This window comes from Pseudonocardia yunnanensis (assembly GCF_039534065.1).
GTDB classification, from domain to species: Bacteria; Actinomycetota; Actinomycetes; order Mycobacteriales; family Pseudonocardiaceae; genus Pseudonocardia; species Pseudonocardia yunnanensis.
Map to the genome: position 1 here is coordinate 71,692 of NZ_BAAAUS010000048.1, position 19,712 is coordinate 91,403.

Genomic DNA, 19,712 nt, shown 5'->3' on the forward strand with positions numbered 1-19,712 from the left:
GTTGCGCGTTGATCGCAGCCGGCGCAGGTTCATTGCGTGGCGCCGGACGCCGCTCGTCCGGCGGTCCGGGTCGGGCGCGAATCAGTGCGGGAGTGGCGCAGCCGGGCGGCGGAGCAGCGGGGAGAGCACGAGCACCGAGCGGGTGCGCGCGACGAACGGCTGGGCGCCGATCTGCTCGAGCACCTGCTCGAAGTGGCGCATGTCGGCGGCGAGGATGCGCAGCACGGCGTCGGCGTCGCCCGAGACGGTGCTGGCGTCCACCACCTCGGGGAACTTGGCGACGGCGGAGCGGATGGTGGCGGGTGCGGTGCTGATGCGGCAGTACAGCTCCACGTAGCCCTCCACCGACCAGCCCAGCGCACCGGGGTCGAGCCGCACGGTGAACCCGGTGATCGCCCCGCCTGCCCGCAGGCGGTCGACCCGCCGCTTCACCGCCGACGCCGACAGTCCGACGCTCGTGCCGAGGTCGGCGTAACTGCGGCGCGCGTCGTCCACGAGCAGCGCGATGAGGTCCTCGTCGAGCCGATCGAGTTGCACGCGCTCATCCTGCACGCCGAGCGGGCGAAGCACGTGCAGGATGACCGGCATGTACCGCGTGGATTCCGAGGTCGGGCCGCTCCGCCAGGTGATCCTGCACCGCCCCGGGCTGGAGCTGAAGCGGCTGACCCCGGCCAACAAGGACCGCCTGCTGTTCGACGACGTGCTGTGGGTGGCCAGGGCCCAGGAGGAGCACGACCGTTTCGCGGCGCTGCTGCGCGAGCGCGGGATCACCGTGCACCTGTTCGGCGAGCTGCTGCGGACCACGGTGGAGATCCCCGAGGCGCGCAAGTACGTCCTCGACCGGATCTTCGACGACCGCGTCTACGGGCCGCTCGCCATCGACGCGCTGCGCAACTGCTTCGACGCGATGGACGTCGACACCCTCACCGACCACCTCATCGGCGGGATCACGAAGCGCGAGGTGCTCGACCGCATCCCGGAGCCGCGCTCGATCGCCTTCCACGTGCTCGCTCCCGACGACTTCGTGCTGGAGCCGCTCCCCAACCACCTCTACACCCGCGACACGTCGGCGTGGCTCTACGGCGGTGTGGCGATCAACAGCATGCGCAAGAAGGCCAGGATGCGCGAGACCGTGCACTACGAGGCGGTCTACCGCTGGCATCCCCTCTTCGCCCGTTCCGACTACGCGATCTGGTCCGAGGGCTCGGTGAACGGACCGGCGACCACCGAGGGCGGCGACATGCACGTGCTCGGCGGCGGGGCCGTGCTGATCGGGCTGTCGGAGCGCACCACCCCCGCAGGCGTCGAGCGGCTGGCCACGCGTCTGTTCGCCGGCGGCGAGATCGACCGGATCGTCGCGCTGCGGATGCCGCAGCAACGGGCGTTCATGCACCTCGACACCGTGATGACAATGGTCGACCCGGAGACGTTCGTGGAGTACGCGGGGCTGGGCAAGCTGCCCGCTTACACCGTTCGACCCGGCGACTCGGAGAAGGAGCTCGACGTCACCGACCACCCGCCGGAGCAGATGCACGAGGCGATCGCCGCGGTGCTCGGGCTCCCGTCGGTCCGGGTCCTGACCCCTGAGCAGGACGTGCACGCCGCAGCCCGCGAGCAGTGGGACGACGGGTGCAACGCGCTCGCCGTGGCGCCTGGGGTGGTGGTGACCTACGAGCGCAACGTCACGACGAACACGTTCCTGCGCAGGCACGGGATCGAGGTGCTCGACATCCCCGGCGGGGAGCTGGGCCGGGGACGGGGCGGCCCGCGGTGCATGAGCTGCCCGATCGTGCGCGACGCTGCATGATCGCTGCGTGACGCGGGCGAACGAACGGCACGGCCGTCCGATAGGTCCGCGCCACCGTGCCGCTCATCCAGCCGGCGGCCCCCACACGGCCAGCGCCTGGGCGGTCGCCGCGTCCGCGGGCAGGAACGCCTCGAGCTTCAGCTCCGCGAGCGTGACGTCCACGGCGGTCGCGAAGGTCGTCACGGTCGTGATGAGCCGCAGTTCGCCGCGTTCGGATCGCAGCCGCAGCGGCACGGCGAAGCCCAGGTGGTCCGGTCCGATGGCGGCAGGCGGCACATACGATCCGAGCTCCGCGCGCAGTGCGGCCAGCCGTTCGTCCGGCCCGCGTTCCAGTGCCTGGTCCAGCCGCTCGAGGACGTGACGGGCCCATTCGGCGAGGTTGACGATCCGTGGGGCGAGCCCCTCGGGGTGCAGGGCAACGCGATAGGCGTTGGCGGGCGCAGCCAGCAGGTCGGCGGAGACCCCCTCGGTGAGCAGCCCGAACGGCGCGTTCGCCGCGACCAGGTCGCCGTGGCGGTCCACGACGATCGCCGGGTAGGGGCGGTGGCCGTCGAGCACGGACCGCAGGGCGTCGCGCACCGGGGCGAGGCCGGGCTCGTCGAGGCCGGTCTCGGGGTAGGCGGGTGCGAATCCGGCCGCGAGCAGCAGCGCGTTGCGGTCGCGCAGGGGCAGTTCCATCGACTCCGCGAGCCGCACGACCATCGCGCGGCCGGGCGCCGAGCGGCCGCTCTCCATGAAGCTGACGTGCCGTTGCGTCGTCCCTGCGCGCAGGGCCAGGTCCAGCTGGCTGACCCGCAGCCGGGTACGGCGCTCGCGGAGCGCGGCCGGAAAGTTCACAGGGTGTTCCTAGCCCTCGGGTGCGCCGTGCGGCCATTCCCCCGGGGGAATTGCCGCAGCGCACCGGCCGAACGAGCCTCTGCGGCATGGATCTCGTTCGGACAGGTGTGCTGCTCCCGCTCAAGGCGGAGCAGTGGGCGGGTGCTGACCCGCGAGAGCTGGTGGATCTGGCGGTCCGGGCGGAGCGGGCGGGCTACGACTCGGTCTGGGCCAACGACACGCTCCTCGGCGCCCACATCGACCCGCTGACGGTCCTCGCCGCGGTCGCGGCGGCGACCGAGCGGGTGACTCTCGGCACCGCGGCGCTGCTGCCCGCGTTCCGGCGGCCGGTGCAGGCCGCCAAGGCGATCGCCTCGCTCGATCTCCTGGCGGGCGGACGCCTGGTGCTCGGCGTCGGAGCCGGTTTCCCCGGGCGTTCCGAGCCGGAGTACGCGGCGTCCGAGGTGCCGTGGCCACACCGGTTCGCCCGGCTCGACGACACGGTGGCGCTCTGGCGGCGACTGTGGGCCGCGGAGGGACCCACCTCGTTCACCGGCGACGTGCTGCGCTTCTCCGACATCCCGGCGGGCACCCGCCCGTACCGCAGCGGCGGCCCGCCCGTCTGGCTCGCCGGGGCCACCCCCGCCGCGCTGGCCCGGACCGGACGCCACTACGACGGCTGGCTGCCCTACCCGCCGGAGCCGGCGACCTACGCCGCCGGCCTCACCGACATCCGCACTGCCGCTCTCACGGCGGGGCGAGCGCAGGACGCCATCACACCGGCGCTGTTCGCCACGGTACTGCTGGCGTCCGACGTGCCGTCGGGGCAGCGCGCCGTCGACGAGTTCTGCCGGGAGAACTACGGGCTTCCGCTCGAGGTGGTCGAGCGGATCCAGACGATCGTGGCGGGACCGCCCGAGCACGTGGCCGCGGGGCTCGCCCGTTTCGTCGAGGCCGGCGCCCGTCACATCGTCCTGCGCATCGCGGCGCCCGGCCTCGACGGGCAGCGGGACCAGCTCGATCGGCTCGCCGACCTGCTGCTCGGCGTACGCGACCCGGTGATATCGACGGTCTGACGAGGACGCGAGCGGTAGTGTTCGCCCGTGAGTTCCGTCGCGGAAGAAACTGAGGTCGCCGGCGACTGGACCGCGCTCGACGGCAGCCAGCAGCGCGTCGCGGTGGAGGTCCTGCGCCACGGCCCACTCCCCCGCGCCGAGCTCGCGCGCCGGCTCGGGCTCTCCCCCGGCTCACTCACGCGGCTCACCCGCCCGCTGGTCGACTCCGGCCTGCTGATCGAGGGCACCGCCGACATCCACACCCGAACGGGGCGACCCTCGCTCCCGTTGGACGTGCAGCCCTCCTCCCGCCGGTTCATCGGCGTCAAGATCACCGGGGACGCCCTGTTCACCGTGGTCACCGACCTGCGCGCCGCCGTCCTCGCCGAGCACGAGGTGTCACTCCCCGGGCGCGAGTCGGAAGCCGTGGTGGACGCGGTCACCGTCGCCGTCGCAAGGATGCGCGAGGAGCACGGAGAGATGGCCGGGCTCGGCGTCGGCATCGGCGGGCGGGTCTCGGAGCGCCGCGACGTCACGAAAGCGCAGTTCCTCGGCTGGCAGGAGACGGTGCCGCTGGCGGCGCGGCTGCAGTCGGCCACCGGCCTTCCCACCGTCGTGGAGAACGACGTGCGGGCGCTCACCGTGGCCGAACACTGGTTCGGCGCCGGCCGGGGGCTGCAGTCGCTGGTGGTCGTGACGATCGGCGTCGGCGTGGGATGCGGGATCGTCGTCCACGACCGGCTCGTCGAGGGCGCGCACGGGACGGGTGGGTCGGTCGGGCACCGGCCGCTGACGGGCTGGGCGATCTGCGGCGAGGGGCACCGCGGATGCGCGGAGGGGGTGCTGACGTCGGGGGCGATCACCGCCGCGGTCGGCCAGGCGCTGGGCAGGTCCGTGACCTACGACGAGGTGCTGGAACTCGCCGGCGCCGGGCAGCCCGCGGCCCGCCGCGCCGTCGCGGACGCCGGCCGGGCCCTCGGGCTGCTCGTCGCCGACATCGCTGGCCTCGTCGACCCGGACCTCGTGATCCTCACCGGCGAGGGCGTCGGCGCGGTCGACATCGCCAGGGCCGAGCTGGACGCCGCCCTGGAGGAGAGCCGCGACCCGGCGGGACCGCCGGTCCGGGTCGATGTGCAGCCGTTCCCGTTCACCGAGTGGGCACGCGGGGCGGCCGCGGTGGCGGTGCAGGCGCACGTGCTGGGGCCCGCCGCGCCCGTGTGACGCCGCACGCCGCGCTGACCACGGCGTTCCCCTCGGCGTCGAACGCCGTCAGCGGGTCCGCACCGCCTCCGCCCGCAGCAACAGCAGCTGCTCCGGGTTGAGCGCCGGAGCCCGCAGTCCGACCGCACCGAGCACGCGGCCGGGCAGCTCCACCCCGTCGGCAAGCCACGCGGGGGGCCGACGCTGCCGCAGCGCGGGCGCATCGCCCGGCGGCTGTGTCCGCACCCGGTAGCGCTGCTCGGGGTCGAGGCCGGGCAGGCGTAGGGCGCCGGGCACTGCGGTCAGCGGCGTGGCCAGCTGGACCAGCGCGAACAGGGCGGCGGACCGATCGGCCGACACCACTCCGTGCAGGGCGAACGACGGGTCGTGCTGGTCGGCTCGCACCACGGTGCCGGTGTGCAGCAGACCGCGGACGTCCTTGTAGAGCTGCACCCACGCGGCCAGCTCCTTGCGCTCCTCCGGACTCGCGGTGGTGATGTCCCACTCGATGCCGAACGAGCCGAACAGAGCCGTCCCGGCCCGGAACGACAGGTCGTGGGTACGGGCCGTGGAGTGCGAACGCGGCGACCCGACGTGCGAACCGACGAGCTCGGGCGGCAGCAGCTGGGCGGTGTAGCGCTGGATCTGCTGACGTTCGAGCGGGTCGATGTTGTCGCTGGCCCAGATCCGGTCGGTGCGCTCCAGAATTTCCAGGTCGACGCGCAGGCCCCCCGACGAGCAGGACTCGATCTCGACGTCGGGATGCCGGACGCGCAGCTCGTCGATCAGCCGGTACACAGCACTGGTCTGCGCGTGGACGCCGGGCGTGCCGAGCGGTCCGTGGCCGGCGTCGAGCAGGTCGCGGTTGTGGTCCCACTTGAGGTAGGCGATCGGGTACTCGGTGAGGAGAGTGTCGAGCCGCTCCAGGACGTAGGCGAACGCCTCGGGCCGGGCGAGGTCGAGCACCTGCTGCGACCGGGAGAGCGGAGGTTGACGCCCACCGGTCGCGAGGATCCACTCCGGGTGGGCGCGCGCGAGATCGGAGTCGGGGTTGACCATCTCCGGCTCGACCCACAACCCGAACTGCATGCCCAGCCGCCGCACCTCCTCGACCAGCGGGTGCAGACCCCGGGGCCAGACGTCCTCGTCGACGTACCAATCGCCCAGGCCGGCCGTGTCGTCACGGCGGTGGCGGAACCAGCCGTCGTCGAGCACATAGCGCTCGGCACCGACATCGGCGCCGGCCCGGGCGAGCTCGACGAGCCGGTCGAGGTCGTGGTCGAAGTAAACGGCCTCCCAGGTGTTGAGCACGACCGGGCGCGGGGCGCGCGGGTGCTGCGGCCGGGAGCGCAGGTGCGTGTGGAAACGCGCGGCGACGCCGTCGAGGCCCCGGCCGTACGCGGCGTAGATCCACGGGCCCGCGTACTGCTCGCCGGGAGCCAGCGCCATCTCACCGGGAAGCAGCAGCTCACCACCGCCGAGCACCGCGGCCCCGGTCGACAGACGCTCGGCATAGGAGACGTGGTTGCCGCTCCACGCGACGTGCACCGCCCACACGTCGCCGTCGCGGAAGCCGAAGCCCGCGGTGCCGGCGGCGAGGATCAGCGGCGCATCCGGTCCGGTGCGACCGCGCCTGTTCTCCCGCGCGTGCACCCCGACGACGAACGGCGCGCGCTGCGGAGCCCGCTCCCGGCCCCAGCGCCCGGCCATGTCGAACAGCTCGGTGGCCTCCGGCGGCACCGGGAGCGCGACGGCGAGGCCGTCGACGACGAACGGCTCCGCGGCCGCTCCCTCCGCAACCACGACCGTGGCCCGCTGGCGCAGCAGCCCGGACGCCAGCAACTCGATGTCGAGCCGGACCTCGAGACCTGCCTCGTCATCCCGGCCGACCGCGCGGACCTGGCCACCACCGTGCGGACCGGGCTCGACGTCGAGCGCGACGAGGGTGAAGAGCGGCGACCAGGCACCCCCCGCGCGGTGGCCCGCGAGCCCTGGCCGGCCGAGCCACCCGCTCGCCTGCTCGGGCAGGACGCCGACGCGCGACCCCTCGTCGAGATCGTTGGGCACGCTGCCGGGGACCGAAGCGGCGGCCAGCCCCGCGAGGTCGGAGGCGTCCAGCTCGCTGAGATCGGGCCCCCAGTGCAGCACCGCAGGCAAGCGCCGCCCGTCCGTGCCGAGGACCACGCTCACCCCCGCTGCCCTGAGGTGGACGGGGCCGACAGGGGTGGGGGGCATGGCCGCTCCGGACGTCGTCGTAACGCTGATCGCGGATATGTTTTACGACAGAAGTTAATAGAGGTCAACGGCGACCGTTCTCCGAGTCCCGCGGCAGACGCGACTCAGCGAGCGGTGTCGGTCAGGCGATCGAGCACGGCCACGAACACGGCCCGCTCGTCGGGGTCGATGACGGCGAGCACCTCGGCCTCGACGCCGCGAATCCCCGCCCGGCAGGACCGCACCAGCTCCCGGCCCTCCTCGGTGAGCGCGACGACCCGGTTACGACGGTCGGCAGGGTCCGGGGTGCGGCGGAGCAGGCCGCGCGCCTCCAGGCGATCGAGGATCGGGATCAGCCGCGTCTTGTCCCGCCCGACGGCGGCCGCGAGCTCCGACTGCGTCGGCACCGCCCCCTCCTCGAGGGCGCTGAGCACGGCGTAGTCCCACATCTCGACGTCGTGAGCCCGCAACACCGGAGTCTCCGCCTCGATCATCATCCGCGTCAGGCGGGCGAACGCGGCCCCGAGGTCGTGGCGCTGCTCCATGTGGCGCGACGATAGTGGTTGACCAATCGTCTACCACGGTAGATAGTCTTCACATGGAGATTATCGCCTTGCATCACCGGGCCGTCGCCGCCGTCGCACCGATCCTCGCCCGGGTCCGCCCGATCGACCTCGGACTTCCCACTCCCTGCACCGGCTGGGACCTGCGAGTCCTGCTGGAGCACATGACCGGCCAAGACCACGGCTTCGCGGCGGCTGTGCGCGCCGGAGACGAGACCGACGTCGATATCGCCGCATTCGCCCCACGCCCGCTCGAAGACGACCCCGCCGCGGCCGCCACCACGTCGTCGGCCGCAGCCGGGGCCGCCTTCACCGAGGCCGCCACCGACCCGGCCCGCACGGTCTGGCTGGCGGAGTTCCGGCAGCGGCTCCCACTGGAACAGGTCGCCGGCTTCCACCTGATCGACACGCTCGTGCACGGCTGGGACGTGGCTGTCACGCTCGGACTCGCCGTCGACTACGACGACGACCTCATCGCCGCCGGCCTCACGGTGGCCGAACGCGTGCCGACCGGTGCCTTCCGGGAACTGCCCGAATCACCGTTCGCCCCGGCCCTGGAGGCGAGCGGATCAGACCGCTGGGAGCGCACCCTGACCCTGCTGGGACGCAACCCGCTCTGGACCCCCACCCGCACAACCGCCACTCCCACCCGGTAGCCGCTCGGCCCAACCCACCGCACGAACGGCCCGCCCGCCCAATAGGACCGCACGAGGGGGCCTCTCGCTCAATCAGCGGCGCAACCCACCAGCGGGAATCCCGGCCCACCGGGGCAACCCGCGACGCAACGAACGGCCCGACCGCCCAATAGGACCGCACCACCGAGCCGCTCGCTCAATCAGCGGCGAACCCTGCCCCGCGGAGCAGATCCAGGGAGTGGACGAGCGGCCCGTCCGTCCAATAGGACAGCACTGCCGGGCCACTCACCCCATCACCGACACACCGACCCCGGAAACCTGGCAAAGCCGGAACCAAGCCCGACGCGGACGAGCGGCCCGTCCGTCCAAAAAGACCGCACCACCGAGCCGCTCGCTCAATCAGCGGCGAACCCAGACCCGCGGTACCACCCCTGGACCTGGACGAGCGGCCCGTCCGTCCAAAAGGACCGCACTGCCGGGCCACTCGCTCAGAACCACCCGGTATCCCATCGCGCAGCCCGAACCCACCACGCGAACGAACGGCCCGTCCGCCCAAAAAGCCCGCACCACCGGGCCGCTCGTTCAATCAGCGGCGAACCCAGACCCGCGGGACGATCCCTCGGCTTGGACGAGCGGCATGTTCGTGCGATAGGTGCGTACGGATGTGCCGGTCGTCCGGGGCTCAGTTCTCGCCGCGGATCGCCCGGCGCAGCTTCGGGAGGCGCTCGGCCAGCAGCCGCTCGCCGCCCCGGCCGGTGGGGCGGTAGTAGTCGCGGCCGACCAGTGCGTCGGGCGGGTACTGCTGCTCCAGTACCCCCTCGGGCGTGCTGTGGGGGTAGCGGTAGCCCACGGCGTTGCCGAGCTTCTCCGCCCCGGCGTAATGGCCGTCGCGCAGATGCGGTGGGACGGCGCCGGTGGCGCCGGCCCGCACGTCGGCCATCGCCTCGTCGATGCTGGTGATCACCGCATTGGACTTCGGGGCGGTGGCCAGGTGCACGGTGACCTGGGCCAGCGCGATGCGGCACTCCGGAAGCCCCACGAGCTGCACGACCTGCGCCGCGGCGACGGCCGCCTGCAGCGCGGTGGGGTCGGCGAGGCCGACGTCCTCACTCGCGTGCACCATCAGCCGCCGCGCGATGAACCGTGGGTCCTCCCCCGCCACCAGCATCCGGGCGAGGTAGTGGAGCGCGGCGTCGGCGTCGGAGCCGCGGATCGACTTGATGAACGCGCTGATCACGTCGTAGTGCTGGTCGCCCTGGCGGTCGTAGCGCACGGTCGCCTCGGTGACCGCCCGCTCGACGGCGGGCACGTCGATCTCGGTGGCGCCGGTGCCCGTGACGCCGTCGGCGGCCGCCTCGAGCGCGGTGAGGGCGCGGCGGGCGTCACCGGACGCGAGCCGTACCAGCGCGTTCTCGGCGTCGGACGTGAGCTCGACGGCGCCGCCGAGGCCGCGCGGGTCGGCGACGGCCCGGCGCAGGAGCGACCGCACGTCGTCCTCGGTGAGCGACTGCAGCTGCAGCACCAGCGAGCGGGAGAGCAGCGGGGACACCACCGAGAACGACGGGTTCTCCGTGGTGGCGGCGACGAGCAGCACCAGCCGGTCCTCCACGGCACCGAGCAGCGCGTCCTGCTGGGTCTTGGAGAACCGGTGCACCTCGTCGATGAACAGCACCGTCTGTTGGTCGAGCCGGTCGCGACGCCTGCGGGCGTCGTCGATCACGGCGCGCAGCTCCTTGACCCCCGAGGAGAGCGCCGAGAGCGCGACGAAATGCCGGCTGCCCACACCGGCCAGTAGCCGCGCGATCGTGGTCTTGCCGGTGCCGGGGGGGCCGTAGAGCAGCACGGACGCCGCCGCGCCGCCTTCGACGAGCCGCCGCAGCGGCGCACCGGGCCGCAGCAGGTGGGCCTGGCCGACCACCTCGTCGAGCGAGCGCGGGCGCATCCGCACCGCCAGGGGCGCGGTGCTGCGTGCCGGATCGCCGCCGACGTCGTCCGTGGGGGTCGCCGGCTCCGGTTCGTGCAGCTCGAAGAGACCTTCCGCCCCTCCGCTCATTTCCGCGCTCATCGCATGCAGCCTGCCATCCCGGTACGACGAGTTCGGAGTCCGCCCGAGTTGTCGGTGCCGCCTGGAATCATCCCGCGGTCGGAAGGGGACGGCGATGACCCTGCCGTAGCCGAACGACCTGCTCACCCTGATTGGCCCGGCGCCGGGCGCTGGGGCCCGGACGTGCCACCCCGCGGTCGGTCACCCCAGCCGCGCGGCGCGGGTCAGGAGGTGGCGCCTCTTGTCACCAACCACCCCTGGGGATTCTCCGGCCACCCCTGCACCGGCCACTGGGCCGTGGCCGCCACCACCGCCTCCTGGACGGCGTCCTCGCAGGCGTCGAAATGGCCGCAGCGGCGCACCAGCGCACCGAGCACCTCCGGGACCAGCCGCCGGACGGCCCGCCAGTCGGTCACGGCTCGACGTTGGCCTCGTGCATGAGTGGCCGGACCTCGACACCCCAGTAGCGCGCCGACGGGTTGCGGGCCGCGATCTCCAGGGCCCGTTCCAGGCTGTCGCAGTCGAGGATCGTGAAGCTGCCCAGGTACTCCTTGGCCTCGGCGTAGGGGCCGTCGGTCACCACCGGCGTCCCGCCGGTGACCCGGACCACCTTGGCGTTCACCTGGTCGGCCACGCCATAGCCGCCGACCAGCTCACCCGACTCGAACAGCTCCTGGTTGAGGGCATCGGTCTCGCGGATGATCTCGGTGAGGGTCTCCGCACCCACCGAACTGAAGGCTTCCTCGTTGCCGTAGATCAGCAGCATGTACTTCACGGCTCGTTCCTCTCTCAGTGCACCGGCTGGGCCGGTCCGACCAGGTCGCCACTGGCGCCGCGATCGTCCAGCACCAGCTTCGACCGCCCGGTGACGGTGTAGCGAACGTGGGTGGCATCCGGCGCCTCGACGACCCGCGTCGGAACCAGCTCGATGCCGTCGTCGGCGCCGAGACCGAGGCTGGGGTCGAACAGACGCTGGCCGTCGCCCAGCAGCACCGGGGCGATGTGCAACTCGAGCTGGTCGAGCAGCCCGGCGGTCAGCACCTGGCGCAGGAGCTCCCCGCCGCCGGACACCGCCACGTCCTTGCCACCGGCGGCGTCCCGGGCCAGCTCGACGGCCCGCTCGACTCCTTCGGTGACAAAGGTGAAGGAGGTGCCACCCTGGCGTTCGAGCACGCCCCGGGGACGGTGGGTGACGACGAACACCGGGGCGCGGAACGGCGGTTCCTCGCCCCAGGGGACCTCGCCGGCGTCGAACATGCGCCGGCCCATGACATAGGCACCGGCCGCCGCGAACGTCTCCTTGATGATCTCCGAGTTGATCGACTGCTCGCCGCCGGCGAAGCCCTGCCGCTCGCGCCAGGCCATGGCGTCGACGGCCCAGCGGGTGACCCGGAAGAAACCGGGCGCTTCGGGGCCCCGCATCCAGCCACTCATGTCCTCGGGGCCCCGCGTGTCCCGCGGTCCGGTGTAGAAGCCGTCGAGGGACACCGACATCTGGGCGGTCACCTTGGTCATCGTTCGTGCTCCTCTCGTGTTGGCGGCACCCTTGGCCGCCGGTGCCCATCAGTCGGAGCCGACCGCCCGTTCTCGACATGCGCCGACGAGAAATCGGGGAAGAAGTCCCGCCTCGGGTCGTGGAGAGGTCCCCTACAGGCTGCCCGTGGCGCAGTGGTCGAGACGCTCGCGCAGGCACCCGGCCGTCGTCAGTCGAAGCGGATGTGCCGCAAGCCCGTGGCGTACCGACGGAGCCGCCCGCGCAGGGGGCTGTCGGTGTTCGGTCCGATCGACAGCCCCACGGAGCGCGCAATGTGCTCGGCGACCTGCGGAATCGGGAGGTGGTCGGTACGGATGTGCTCCGCGAACTCCGGCTCCCGGAGCCGCTCCAGGCAGTCGTCGAGCCGACGCACCGCGAAGCTCTCGCGCTTGAGCCCTCGGCCGAACCCCCGCTCCCGCAGGCGCCTCAGCACGGTGCCCCGCTCGGCGAGCAGCGCGAAATGGCGCACCTCGTGGCCGTCCTCGCGCAGCCGGCCGACGACCTCGGCGAAGTAGAGCGGGTGCACGAGGGTCATCGGCGCGATGACCGGGCCGTCGTGCTTGCGGAGCACGATGTCGAGCACCTCGCGCACGCCCTGGCGCCAGGCGGAGAGATCCTGGAAGTCGCCGCGCAGCACGGGCGGCATCGTGCGGTGCAGCCCGAAACCGACGTGCTCGGGATCGCACACGATGCTGCCCGGCAGCCGCCGGCGCAGCTCGTACGCCGTTTGGGTCTTGCCACCGCCGAACGGGCCGTTGATCCACAGCAGCATGCGTTTGACCGTATCCCGACGGCCTTCTGTCGATCGTCCGACTTCATCTCCCAGCTAATGGGAATCAGGTTCCGCATCGCAGGAATGTAGGGCAAGCTGTGAAAGGTCGGAGCCCCAACCGGGTCCGTCGCCGTCTCGCCCTGTCGATCCAGGACGACCAATCCGTCCCTGTATCGACGCCCGAAGGCGAGACCTCCGTGACCGTCCACCTCTCCAGCCGGCTGCGCGACGTGCGCGGTTCGGCCATCCGCGACCTGCTCGCCCTCACTGCTCGCGACGACGTCATCTCTCTCGCGGGTGGCCTGCCCGGCACCGAGCTGCTGCCCCGGGAGCGGATCGCCGCCGCGCTCGCGACCGCGGCCGCAGACCCGGCGAACCTCCAGTACGGCGAGACCATCGGGCTACGACAGCTGCGGGAGGTGCTCGCGGCGACGGAGGGCGCCCGGCTCGGGCGGGCCCTCACCGCCACCGAGGTGGTGGTGACCACCGGCTCGCAGCAGGCCCTCGACCTCGTCGCCCGCACGATGATCGACCCAGGTGACGTGGTGGTGGTCGAGGACCCGGTGTACGTCGGCGCTCTCCAGGTGTTCCAGGCCGCAGGCGCGGCACTGCACGCAGTGGCCGTCGACGCCGACGGCATGGACGTCGACGCGCTCGCCGACCGGCTGGCCGCAGGACTGCGCCCCCGGCTCGTCCACACCGTCAGCAGCTTCCACAACCCGCGCGGGGCGACGCTCGACGACCGGCGCCGGGCGATGCTCGCCGCACTCGCCGATCGGTACGGCTTCCTCGTGGTGGAGGACGACCCTTACGGCCTGCTCTCCTTCGACGGCCCGCCGCCGGTGCCGGTGGCCGCCCATGGCGATCGCGTCGTCCGCCTGGGGAGTGTGTCGAAGGTCGTCGCGCCTGCTCTGCGGGTCGGCTGGTTGACCGGGCCCGCGGCGCTGCTGACCGCGGTGGAGCGGCTCAAGCAGTGCAGCGACCTCTGCGGCTCCACGCTCACCCAGGCCGTCGCCGCCGAACTGCTGTCCGACGTGCCCTGGTTCGAGGGACACCTGGGCATGCTGCGCGCCGCGCTGCGCGACCGGGCCGGCGCACTCACCGAGGCCGTCCGCGAGGCGTTCGGGGACGCCGTCACCTGCTCCGTTCCCACGGGGGGCATGTTCTGCTGGCTGGAGTTCACCGACGGGACACGCCCTGCCGAACTGCTCCCCCACGCCCTCCGCACCGGCGTCGGGTTCGTGCCGGGCGACGCTTTCGCCGTGAACCGGCCGCTCGACGAGGCGGCACGCCTCTGCTTCGCGTCGAATCCGGCCCCGGTACTGCACACTGCCGTGTCCCGGCTGGCCACCGCATGGCGCGAGCACCGACACTTGCGACGTAATGTCGAGCCGTGCGGCAAATCCTCGAACTGCTGGAGCGTGACGCCCAGCTCTCCCATGACACCATCGCGACCATGACCGGCCTGCCCGTGGCCGAGGTGAGCAAGGCGATCGCGGAATGGGAGGCGTCCGGCGCGATCCGGCGCTACAAGGCGGTCATCGACTGGGACGCCGTGGACGAGGACCCGACGAGCGAGATCGTCATCGCGTTCATCGATGTGTCCCTCGCCCCGGCCCGCGGCGTCGGCTTCGACGACGTCGCCGCCAGGATCGCCCGCTTCGACGAGGTGCGCAGCGTCCACCTCGTCTCCGGCGGCCACGACCTGCGCTGCACCGTCACCGGCCGCAGCATCCGGGCCGTGTCGGACTTCGTCTCCCAGAAACTCTCCACGATCGACCGGGTGCGGGCCACCGCCACGTACTTCGTGCTCAAGACCTACAAGCGCGACGGCGACTCGTTCACCCCGGCCGAGCAGGACCACCGGCTTCCGGTGACGCCCTGATGAAGGAACTCAACGCCGTGATCACCGCGTGTCCCCCGTCGGGGATCCGGCGGTTCTTCGACATCGCCTCCGAGATGGACGACGTGATCTCACTCGGGGTGGGCGAGCCCGATTTCGTGACGCCGTGGCACGTGCGCGAGGCGGGGATCTACGCGCTGGAGAACGGCTACACCACCTACACCTCGAACGCCGGGTTGCCGCGCCTGCGCGAGCTGATCTGCGCCGATCTCGCGGCGCGGTACGGCGCCGACTACTCCCCCGACGGCGAATGCCTCATCACCACCGGCGTCTCCGAAGGGCTCGACCTCACCCTGCGCGTGCTGCTCAACCCCGGCGACGAGGTGATCGTTCCCGAGCCCTGCTACGTCGCGTACGAGCCGTGCGTCGCCTTCGCCGGCGGCGTGCCGGTGCGGGTTCCGACCCGCTGGGAGGACGACTTCGCGATCGACGCCGAGGTCGTCGCCGCAGCGATCACACCCCGCACGAAGGCGATCGTCCTCGGCTCCCCCGCCAACCCCACCGGTGCCGTACAGCCCCGCAAGGCGCTCGAAGCCCTGGTCCGGCTCGCCGAGCAACACGACCTCTACATCGTCTCCGACGAGATCTACGACCGCCTCACCTACACGGGCACCCACACCTGCCTGGGCACCGTGCCCGGCGCGCGTGAGCGCACGGTGCTGCTCGGGGGGTTCTCGAAGGCCCACGCGATGACGGGCTGGCGGGTCGGCTGGATCTGCGCGCCCCGGCCCGTCGCCGAGCTGTGCGTGCGCGTGCACCAGTACACGATGCTGTGCGCACCGCACGTCTCCCAGCTCGCGGCCGTGGAGGCCTTGTCCGGACCGGACGACGCGGTGCAGTCGATGGTCGCCGACTACGACCGGCGGCGGCGGGTGTTCGTGAAGGGCCTTCGTGAGATCGGCCTCGACACTCCCGAGCCCCAGGGCGCCTTCTACGCGTTCCCGTCGATCCGCCGCTCCGGCCTCGACTCGGAGACCTTCGCCGAGCAGCTGTTGCGTACAGAGCACGTGGCCGTGGTGCCCGGCAGCGTGTTCGGCCCGTCCGGAGAAGGACACGTGCGCTGCTCCTACGCCACCGCGTTGCCCCTGCTCGAGGAGGCTCTCGTACGGATCGACCGCTTCCTCGGTTCGCTCTGACGGACCTCCAGTAGTCGGACGTCCACGCACCGTAACCTTTGCGTCGGGTTCACAGCCCCGCAAAGCCGCACCGCCAGACTTCGGAGGCATGGACACACGCCCTTGCCCCTTGTGCAGCCGCCCACGGACGCCGGCCGATGCCGCCGGCCTCACCTGGAGCAGTCAGCACGAGGCCGACGGCTCGATCACCTTCATCTGCCCCACGTGCACCCGTGCGCAGCTGTGGCGGATCGAGGCGATGCTCGCCGTGGCCTCGCCGACCGCGCCGCTCGCCCCGCTTCCGCTGCGCCCCGCGGCCTGACCGGGACGGTCACTCCGGCGAACCGGCCTCGCGCAACGTGTGCAGGCGCGCGAGGACCGGAGCCACCAGCATCACGACCGCCATCACGACGAAGGCCGTGGCGATGTGCCCGGTGGACTGGTAGACGGTGCCGAAGACCGCCACTCCGGCGACGAAGCTGAACTGGATCACCGTCGTCGCCATCCCGCTCGCGTCCGGGATGTTGACGGGCCGGACGTGGGCCACGGTGAGCGCGAACAGCGGGGAGAACGCCATCCCGAAGCCCAGGCCGCACACGCCGAGCACCACCGCTGCGGCCGCAACGGGCCAGCGCTCACCTCTGGTGAGCCAGGCCAGAAGGAGAAGCGCTGCACCGGCGAGGACCACCCCGCCGATGAGGAGCTCTCGCTGACGCCCTGGCCGGACGAGCGACGGGATCACCCCGCCGATGCCGAAGCCGACCGCGAGCGGTAGGAGTGCGTCTCCCGCGACCCCGGCTGTGCTCCCGTGCCGGACCTGGAGGTCCGCCGCCACGCAGAACAGGATGCCGGTGTAGGGGGTGCCGACGAGGAGCAGCCCGAGCAGGCCGGGACGGACACCTCTGGTGGTGAACAGCACCGGGTCCACCAGCACCGGCCGTCCTCGGCTACTGGTACGCCGCTGATGGACGACGAACACGGCAAGCACGGCGATGCCAACCGCCGCGGCGGCGATGCTCCACGGTGGCCAGCCGCTCTCGGTGCCGAGCGTCAACGCCGAGATCACGAGGACCCCGCCGCAGGTCAACAACACCACACCGGGAACGTCGAGGCGCCGCTCGACCACCGGCACGCGAGGCAGCACCAGCGCTGCGACGACGAAGAGCCCGACGCCGATGGGCACATTGACGAGGAACACCGAGCGCCAGCCCAGCCCCAGGAGATCGAGGTCGATCAGACCACCTCCGGCGGCCAGCCCGACGGCTCCTCCGATCGAGATCATCGCGCTGTATGCCGACAATGCCCGGGCCCGCGCAGAACCGGTGAAACTGATCTGAATGACCGACACGATCTGCGGAATCATCAGTGCAGCGCCGATTCCCTGCACGGCCCGCGCTCCCACCAGCACCGCGGCGGAGGGAGCCGCGCCCGCTGCCGCCGAAGCAATCGTGAAGACGACCACCCCTGTGAGGAACACCCGGCGCCGGCCGCGGTCGGCACCGATGCGGGCCCCGGTGATCAGCAGGCTGGCGTACAGCAGGGTGTACGCCACGATCGCGAGCTGGACCGTTCCCGTCGGTACCTGCAGCTCCGTGCCGATGTCCGGGGCCGCGACGTTGCCGACGGTGGTGTCGAGCGACGCCATGAACTGGCCCGCCAGCACGACGGCCAGGGTGACCCATCGGTGGCCGGTGCGGGCGTTCGCCGGGACGGCGACCTGGGACGTCATCACAGCCCCTTCCTCGGGAGCGGGGCCGCACAGAGGACTCCGGAGTCGGCAGCGCCTGACGCCGACGAAATTCGAGCTTAATCGCACATCTGGTCGACGATTAGTGACGCTGATCGCGCTCGAAATAATCAGACTGACCGAACAATGCGAACAATGCGCGGATCAGCAATCGGCTGTCGGATCGCGGCGGATGACGACGGTGGCGGGCCGGCGCACCAACTCGCCCACGAGGCTCTGCACGATCACCGGGCCGAGGTCGCGTCCGCGCCGGGCCAGCCAGGGCACGCCCTTCACCACCAGCCAGGCCGTCCGCTGCACAGCCGTCACCTCACGCCCGCCCGCGCACTCCAGGCTCACCGGATACGGCACGGCGAACCCCGCGTCGGAGAGCAACTCCGCGAACCCCGCCGCGAGCATCCGGTGTCCGCGCTCCGAGGGGTGCAGCCGGTCGACCGACCACGCCGAGCGCTCGTAGCCACCAGGCAGCAGGTCCAGATCCAGCACACCGATCCCCGCCGGGTCGGTGGCCGCCACCGCGTCGATCACGCCGTTGAGCGCCACGATCCGCCGGTACAGGGCCCGGCGCAGCGGCGCCGGCAGCCGGAACACCCGGGTGTGGTCGTGGTAGCGCACCATCAGGACGTAGGTGCCCTCGGCCCGCAGCGCACCGACGATCGCGGCACAGTCGTCGTGCAGTTGCTCGGGGTCGAAGTCGGAGCGCAGCGTGTCGTTCATCCCGACCGACAGCACCACGACGTCCGGGCTCGCGGTCAGTGCCTCGGGCAGCTGGTCGTCGCGCACCCAGGACATGCGGGCCCCGGTACACCCGAGGTTGAGCAGTGTCGAGGCGCCCAGGGCATCGCGCAGCAGCATCGGGAAGCCCCGCCAGCCCCCGCCGGGCAGTGGATCGCCCAGCCCCACAGCTGTGGAGTCGCCGAGTGTCACCAAGGTTGCGACCGACCTTGGGCCTGACACCGGCGGTATGATCGACACGGACGTGGCGGACGCGAGCAGCGGCTGCACAGTCACGCCGACACCATCACCGACGTCGACTCACCTCGGGTGTGCGTCGGATGACCGGCCGTGGGCGGATTAAGGAACGATCGGTGCTCTGACCAGCAGGGTCTCAGGCCACCGACCGGAATGCCGGGTACACCGGCAGCGAGCCGGGGGCATCGGGGAAGCGCTTTACCAGCGCGTCCGCCACCAGCGTGCCGAGCTCGGCCGTGGCCGGCAGCCCACCAGCGGCAGCGGTGCCGGACATCTCCCGCCAGTAGTGAGCGAGCGCGGTGCTGATCCGCGGGGACCGGGTGGGGTCCTGTCCGACGGGCATGTCACGCACGCGGATGCGAGGCAGCAGCCACCACGTGCACAACCACACCCACAGCAGCTGTGCGTGCAGCAGCCTGTGCTCGAGCCGATCGGGCTCGTCGAGATCCGGCCAGACCGCGGCGATCTCGTTGCGCCACGCCTCGAGCATCGTGTCGGCCAGCCCCGGAGGCAGGGCGAAGCTCGCCTCACAGCCGGGGAAGGGGACACGGAAGTAGGCCGCGTCGAGCGCGACGTCGCGGAAGCAGCCCCATTCGAAGTCGACGAACCGGACCCCCCGGCTGGTGACGAGGTTGTTGTCCGGGCAGGTGTCCGACGGGCTGAACGCGCGGTAGCGGGTGCCCCCCAGTAGCCGCGCGGTCTCGTGGGCCTCCAGCGTGGCCGCGGGCGGCACCGTGACCCCGAGCTCCTGCTCCAGCAGCCCCGCGACGCCGGCCAGCGCCACACGCGCGTCCTCGGCCATGGGGTCGCGCCAGGCCCGCTCCCCCAGCCGGCGCAACAGCGCCCCGAAGTCGTTCTCGCGGCCCGCCGTGGCGGCCTGCATCCGCCCGAGTGCCCGGGCCCAGCTCAGCAGGCAGCGCTGCGCGGCGGCAGGGTCGGGACCGAACAGCTTGTCGGCGAGCGTGGAGCTGCGGCCGAGGTCCTCCAGCACCAGCAACCGGCTCTGCGGGTCGTGCGCGATCAGCACCGGGCTGGGGCGCGCATCCGTCGGTAGCGCCGTGAAGAGCTGGCAGCTCGCCACCTCGTAGTGGAACGGGTCGGGCCGATCAGGGTCCGGCCGTCCCAGGTAGTGCTTGACGACGAGCGTGCGCGGCAGCGAGAAGGGGTTGCGAGCCACGCGCGCGCGGGCAACCACCGACCGATCACTGCCCCCGAGATCCTCGGGGTCGGCCAGTACGATGCCGGCCCCCGACCGGCGGGTGAGGAGCCGCTCGGCAGCAGTGAGCGCAGCAAGTACCGGCCTGGGGAAGCTACCCAGGTCGTGAACCATCGTCT

Annotated in this window: 19 protein-coding genes and 1 pseudogene; 8 read left to right on the forward strand and 12 right to left on the reverse strand. The window is 72.1% G+C overall.

Annotated elements, in window-relative coordinates; all coding sequences use genetic code 11:
- Positions 1 to 81: 81 nt before the first annotated feature.
- Positions 82 to 537, reverse strand: coding sequence for an Lrp/AsnC family transcriptional regulator (locus tag ABD743_RS36655; protein ID WP_344727991.1), 456 nt, complete (start codon positions 535 to 537; stop codon positions 82 to 84).
- A gap of 49 nt (positions 538 to 586) precedes the next feature.
- Between ABD743_RS36655 and ABD743_RS36660 the strand changes: the two genes are divergently transcribed.
- Positions 587 to 1,807 carry an arginine deiminase gene (locus tag ABD743_RS36660; protein ID WP_344727992.1) on the forward strand — a complete coding sequence of 407 codons (1,221 nt, stop codon included), beginning with the start codon at positions 587 to 589 and terminating at the stop codon, positions 1,805 to 1,807.
- Positions 1,808 to 1,870: 63 nt separating this feature from the next.
- On the opposite strand, the gene ABD743_RS36665 is transcribed toward ABD743_RS36660, so the two are convergent.
- Positions 1,871 to 2,644, reverse strand: a complete 774-nt coding sequence (locus ABD743_RS36665; RefSeq protein WP_344727993.1) for an MmyB family transcriptional regulator — start codon at positions 2,642 to 2,644, stop codon at positions 1,871 to 1,873.
- 86 nt (positions 2,645 to 2,730) lie between these two features.
- On the opposite strand from ABD743_RS36665, the gene ABD743_RS36670 reads away from it, so the two are divergent.
- Together ABD743_RS36670 and ABD743_RS36675 are read left to right on the forward strand one after the other, a co-directional pair.
- Positions 2,731 to 3,699, forward strand: a complete 969-nt coding sequence (locus tag ABD743_RS36670) for an LLM class flavin-dependent oxidoreductase (RefSeq protein WP_344727995.1) — start codon at positions 2,731 to 2,733, stop codon at positions 3,697 to 3,699.
- A gap of 27 nt (positions 3,700 to 3,726) precedes the next feature.
- Entirely contained in the window at positions 3,727 to 4,899 is a 1,173-nt protein-coding gene (locus ABD743_RS36675) for an ROK family protein (protein ID WP_344727996.1), read from the forward strand.
- A 48-nt stretch (positions 4,900 to 4,947) separates the two neighbouring features.
- Here the strand turns inward: ABD743_RS36675 and ABD743_RS36680 are convergent, their stop codons facing one another.
- Positions 4,948 to 7,113, reverse strand: a complete 2,166-nt coding sequence (locus ABD743_RS36680; protein ID WP_344727997.1) for an alpha-galactosidase — start codon at positions 7,111 to 7,113, stop codon at positions 4,948 to 4,950.
- 104 nt (positions 7,114 to 7,217) lie between these two features.
- Entirely contained in the window at positions 7,218 to 7,637 is a 420-nt protein-coding gene (locus tag ABD743_RS36685) for a MarR family winged helix-turn-helix transcriptional regulator (protein ID WP_344727998.1), read from the reverse strand.
- A gap of 53 nt (positions 7,638 to 7,690) precedes the next feature.
- On the opposite strand from ABD743_RS36685, the gene ABD743_RS36690 reads away from it, so the two are divergent.
- The gene (locus ABD743_RS36690) at positions 7,691 to 8,311 is read left to right on the forward strand and encodes a TIGR03086 family metal-binding protein (protein ID WP_344728000.1); all 621 of its coding nucleotides are present in this window, start codon (positions 7,691 to 7,693) and stop codon (positions 8,309 to 8,311) included.
- 661 nt (positions 8,312 to 8,972) lie between these two features.
- On the opposite strand, the gene ABD743_RS36695 is transcribed toward ABD743_RS36690, so the two are convergent.
- The 5 genes and pseudogenes from ABD743_RS36695 to ABD743_RS36715 form a co-directional block, all read right to left on the reverse strand.
- Positions 8,973 to 10,355, reverse strand: a complete 1,383-nt coding sequence (locus ABD743_RS36695; RefSeq protein WP_344728001.1) for a replication-associated recombination protein A — start codon at positions 10,353 to 10,355, stop codon at positions 8,973 to 8,975.
- A 221-nt stretch (positions 10,356 to 10,576) separates the two neighbouring features.
- Positions 10,577 to 10,750, reverse strand: a pseudogene (locus ABD743_RS36700) (RNA polymerase sigma factor); the annotation flags it as partial.
- Complete coding sequence (locus ABD743_RS36705; RefSeq protein ID WP_379659297.1) at positions 10,747 to 11,100, reverse strand: YciI family protein; 354 nt, start codon at positions 11,098 to 11,100, stop codon at positions 10,747 to 10,749. The gene ABD743_RS36705 and the pseudogene ABD743_RS36700, both read right to left, overlap by 4 nt.
- Positions 11,101 to 11,123: 23 nt before the next feature.
- Positions 11,124 to 11,849 carry a dihydrofolate reductase family protein gene (locus ABD743_RS36710; RefSeq protein ID WP_344728004.1) on the reverse strand — a complete coding sequence of 242 codons (726 nt, stop codon included), beginning with the start codon at positions 11,847 to 11,849 and terminating at the stop codon, positions 11,124 to 11,126.
- 188 nt (positions 11,850 to 12,037) lie between these two features.
- On the reverse strand, positions 12,038 to 12,640 hold the full coding sequence (locus ABD743_RS36715) for an AAA family ATPase (RefSeq protein WP_344728006.1): 603 nt from the start codon (positions 12,638 to 12,640) through the stop codon (positions 12,038 to 12,040).
- A gap of 197 nt (positions 12,641 to 12,837) precedes the next feature.
- On the opposite strand from ABD743_RS36715, the gene ABD743_RS36720 reads away from it, so the two are divergent.
- From ABD743_RS36720 to ABD743_RS36735, 4 genes are all read left to right on the forward strand, one after another.
- Positions 12,838 to 14,100 (forward strand): aminotransferase-like domain-containing protein, encoded by a 1,263-nt coding sequence (locus ABD743_RS36720; protein ID WP_344728008.1) that lies wholly within the window; start codon positions 12,838 to 12,840, stop codon positions 14,098 to 14,100.
- Complete coding sequence (locus ABD743_RS36725) at positions 14,097 to 14,525, forward strand: Lrp/AsnC family transcriptional regulator (protein WP_344728010.1); 429 nt, start codon at positions 14,097 to 14,099, stop codon at positions 14,523 to 14,525. Before ABD743_RS36720 ends, ABD743_RS36725 begins: the two co-directional genes overlap by 4 nt.
- Positions 14,525 to 15,679, forward strand: a complete 1,155-nt coding sequence (locus tag ABD743_RS36730) for an aminotransferase class I/II-fold pyridoxal phosphate-dependent enzyme (protein ID WP_344728012.1) — start codon at positions 14,525 to 14,527, stop codon at positions 15,677 to 15,679. Before ABD743_RS36725 ends, ABD743_RS36730 begins: the two co-directional genes overlap by 1 nt.
- Before the next feature lie 88 nt (positions 15,680 to 15,767).
- A complete protein-coding gene (locus tag ABD743_RS36735) occupies positions 15,768 to 15,980 on the forward strand; it encodes a hypothetical protein (protein WP_344728013.1) in 213 nt (70 codons plus the stop codon).
- A gap of 9 nt (positions 15,981 to 15,989) precedes the next feature.
- Here the strand turns inward: ABD743_RS36735 and ABD743_RS36740 are convergent, their stop codons facing one another.
- The 3 genes from ABD743_RS36740 to ABD743_RS36750 all read right to left on the reverse strand — a co-directional run bounded on the left by ABD743_RS36740 (position 15,990) and on the right by ABD743_RS36750 (position 19,707).
- Positions 15,990 to 17,387, reverse strand: a complete 1,398-nt coding sequence (locus ABD743_RS36740) for an MFS transporter (RefSeq protein ID WP_344728015.1) — start codon at positions 17,385 to 17,387, stop codon at positions 15,990 to 15,992.
- A gap of 162 nt (positions 17,388 to 17,549) precedes the next feature.
- Entirely contained in the window at positions 17,550 to 18,332 is a 783-nt protein-coding gene (locus tag ABD743_RS36745; protein ID WP_344728016.1) for an SGNH/GDSL hydrolase family protein, read from the reverse strand.
- Between the two features lie 181 nt (positions 18,333 to 18,513).
- Complete coding sequence (locus tag ABD743_RS36750; RefSeq protein WP_344728018.1) at positions 18,514 to 19,707, reverse strand: hypothetical protein; 1,194 nt, start codon at positions 19,705 to 19,707, stop codon at positions 18,514 to 18,516.
- Between the last annotated feature and the right edge of the window lie 5 nt (positions 19,708 to 19,712).

What these genes read in the sequence shown, in the direction of transcription:
- ABD743_RS36750 (WP_344728018.1), bottom strand. Translation starts at nt 19,707, where the DNA reads ATGGTTCACGACCTGGGTAGCTTCCCCAGGCCGGTACTTGCTGCGCTC.
- ABD743_RS36710 (WP_344728004.1), bottom strand. Translation starts at nt 11,849, where the DNA reads ATGACCAAGGTGACCGCCCAGATGTCGGTGTCCCTCGACGGCTTCTAC.
- ABD743_RS36695 (WP_344728001.1), bottom strand. Translation starts at nt 10,355, where the DNA reads ATGAGCGCGGAAATGAGCGGAGGGGCGGAAGGTCTCTTCGAGCTGCAC.
- ABD743_RS36680 (WP_344727997.1), bottom strand. Translation starts at nt 7,113, where the DNA reads ATGCCCCCCACCCCTGTCGGCCCCGTCCACCTCAGGGCAGCGGGGGTG.
- ABD743_RS36740 (WP_344728015.1), bottom strand. Translation starts at nt 17,387, where the DNA reads ATGACGTCCCAGGTCGCCGTCCCGGCGAACGCCCGCACCGGCCACCGA.
- ABD743_RS36660 (WP_344727992.1), top strand. Translation starts at nt 587, where the DNA reads ATGTACCGCGTGGATTCCGAGGTCGGGCCGCTCCGCCAGGTGATCCTG.
- ABD743_RS36735 (WP_344728013.1), top strand. Translation starts at nt 15,768, where the DNA reads ATGGACACACGCCCTTGCCCCTTGTGCAGCCGCCCACGGACGCCGGCC.
- ABD743_RS36670 (WP_344727995.1), top strand. Translation starts at nt 2,731, where the DNA reads ATGGATCTCGTTCGGACAGGTGTGCTGCTCCCGCTCAAGGCGGAGCAG.
- ABD743_RS36705 (WP_379659297.1), bottom strand. Translation starts at nt 11,100, where the DNA reads ATGCTGCTGATCTACGGCAACGAGGAAGCCTTCAGTTCGGTGGGTGCG.
- ABD743_RS36715 (WP_344728006.1), bottom strand. Translation starts at nt 12,640, where the DNA reads ATGCTGCTGTGGATCAACGGCCCGTTCGGCGGTGGCAAGACCCAAACG.
- ABD743_RS36690 (WP_344728000.1), top strand. Translation starts at nt 7,691, where the DNA reads ATGGAGATTATCGCCTTGCATCACCGGGCCGTCGCCGCCGTCGCACCG.
- ABD743_RS36685 (WP_344727998.1), bottom strand. Translation starts at nt 7,637, where the DNA reads ATGGAGCAGCGCCACGACCTCGGGGCCGCGTTCGCCCGCCTGACGCGG.
- ABD743_RS36725 (WP_344728010.1), top strand. Translation starts at nt 14,097, where the DNA reads ATGACCGGCCTGCCCGTGGCCGAGGTGAGCAAGGCGATCGCGGAATGG.
- ABD743_RS36730 (WP_344728012.1), top strand. Translation starts at nt 14,525, where the DNA reads ATGAAGGAACTCAACGCCGTGATCACCGCGTGTCCCCCGTCGGGGATC.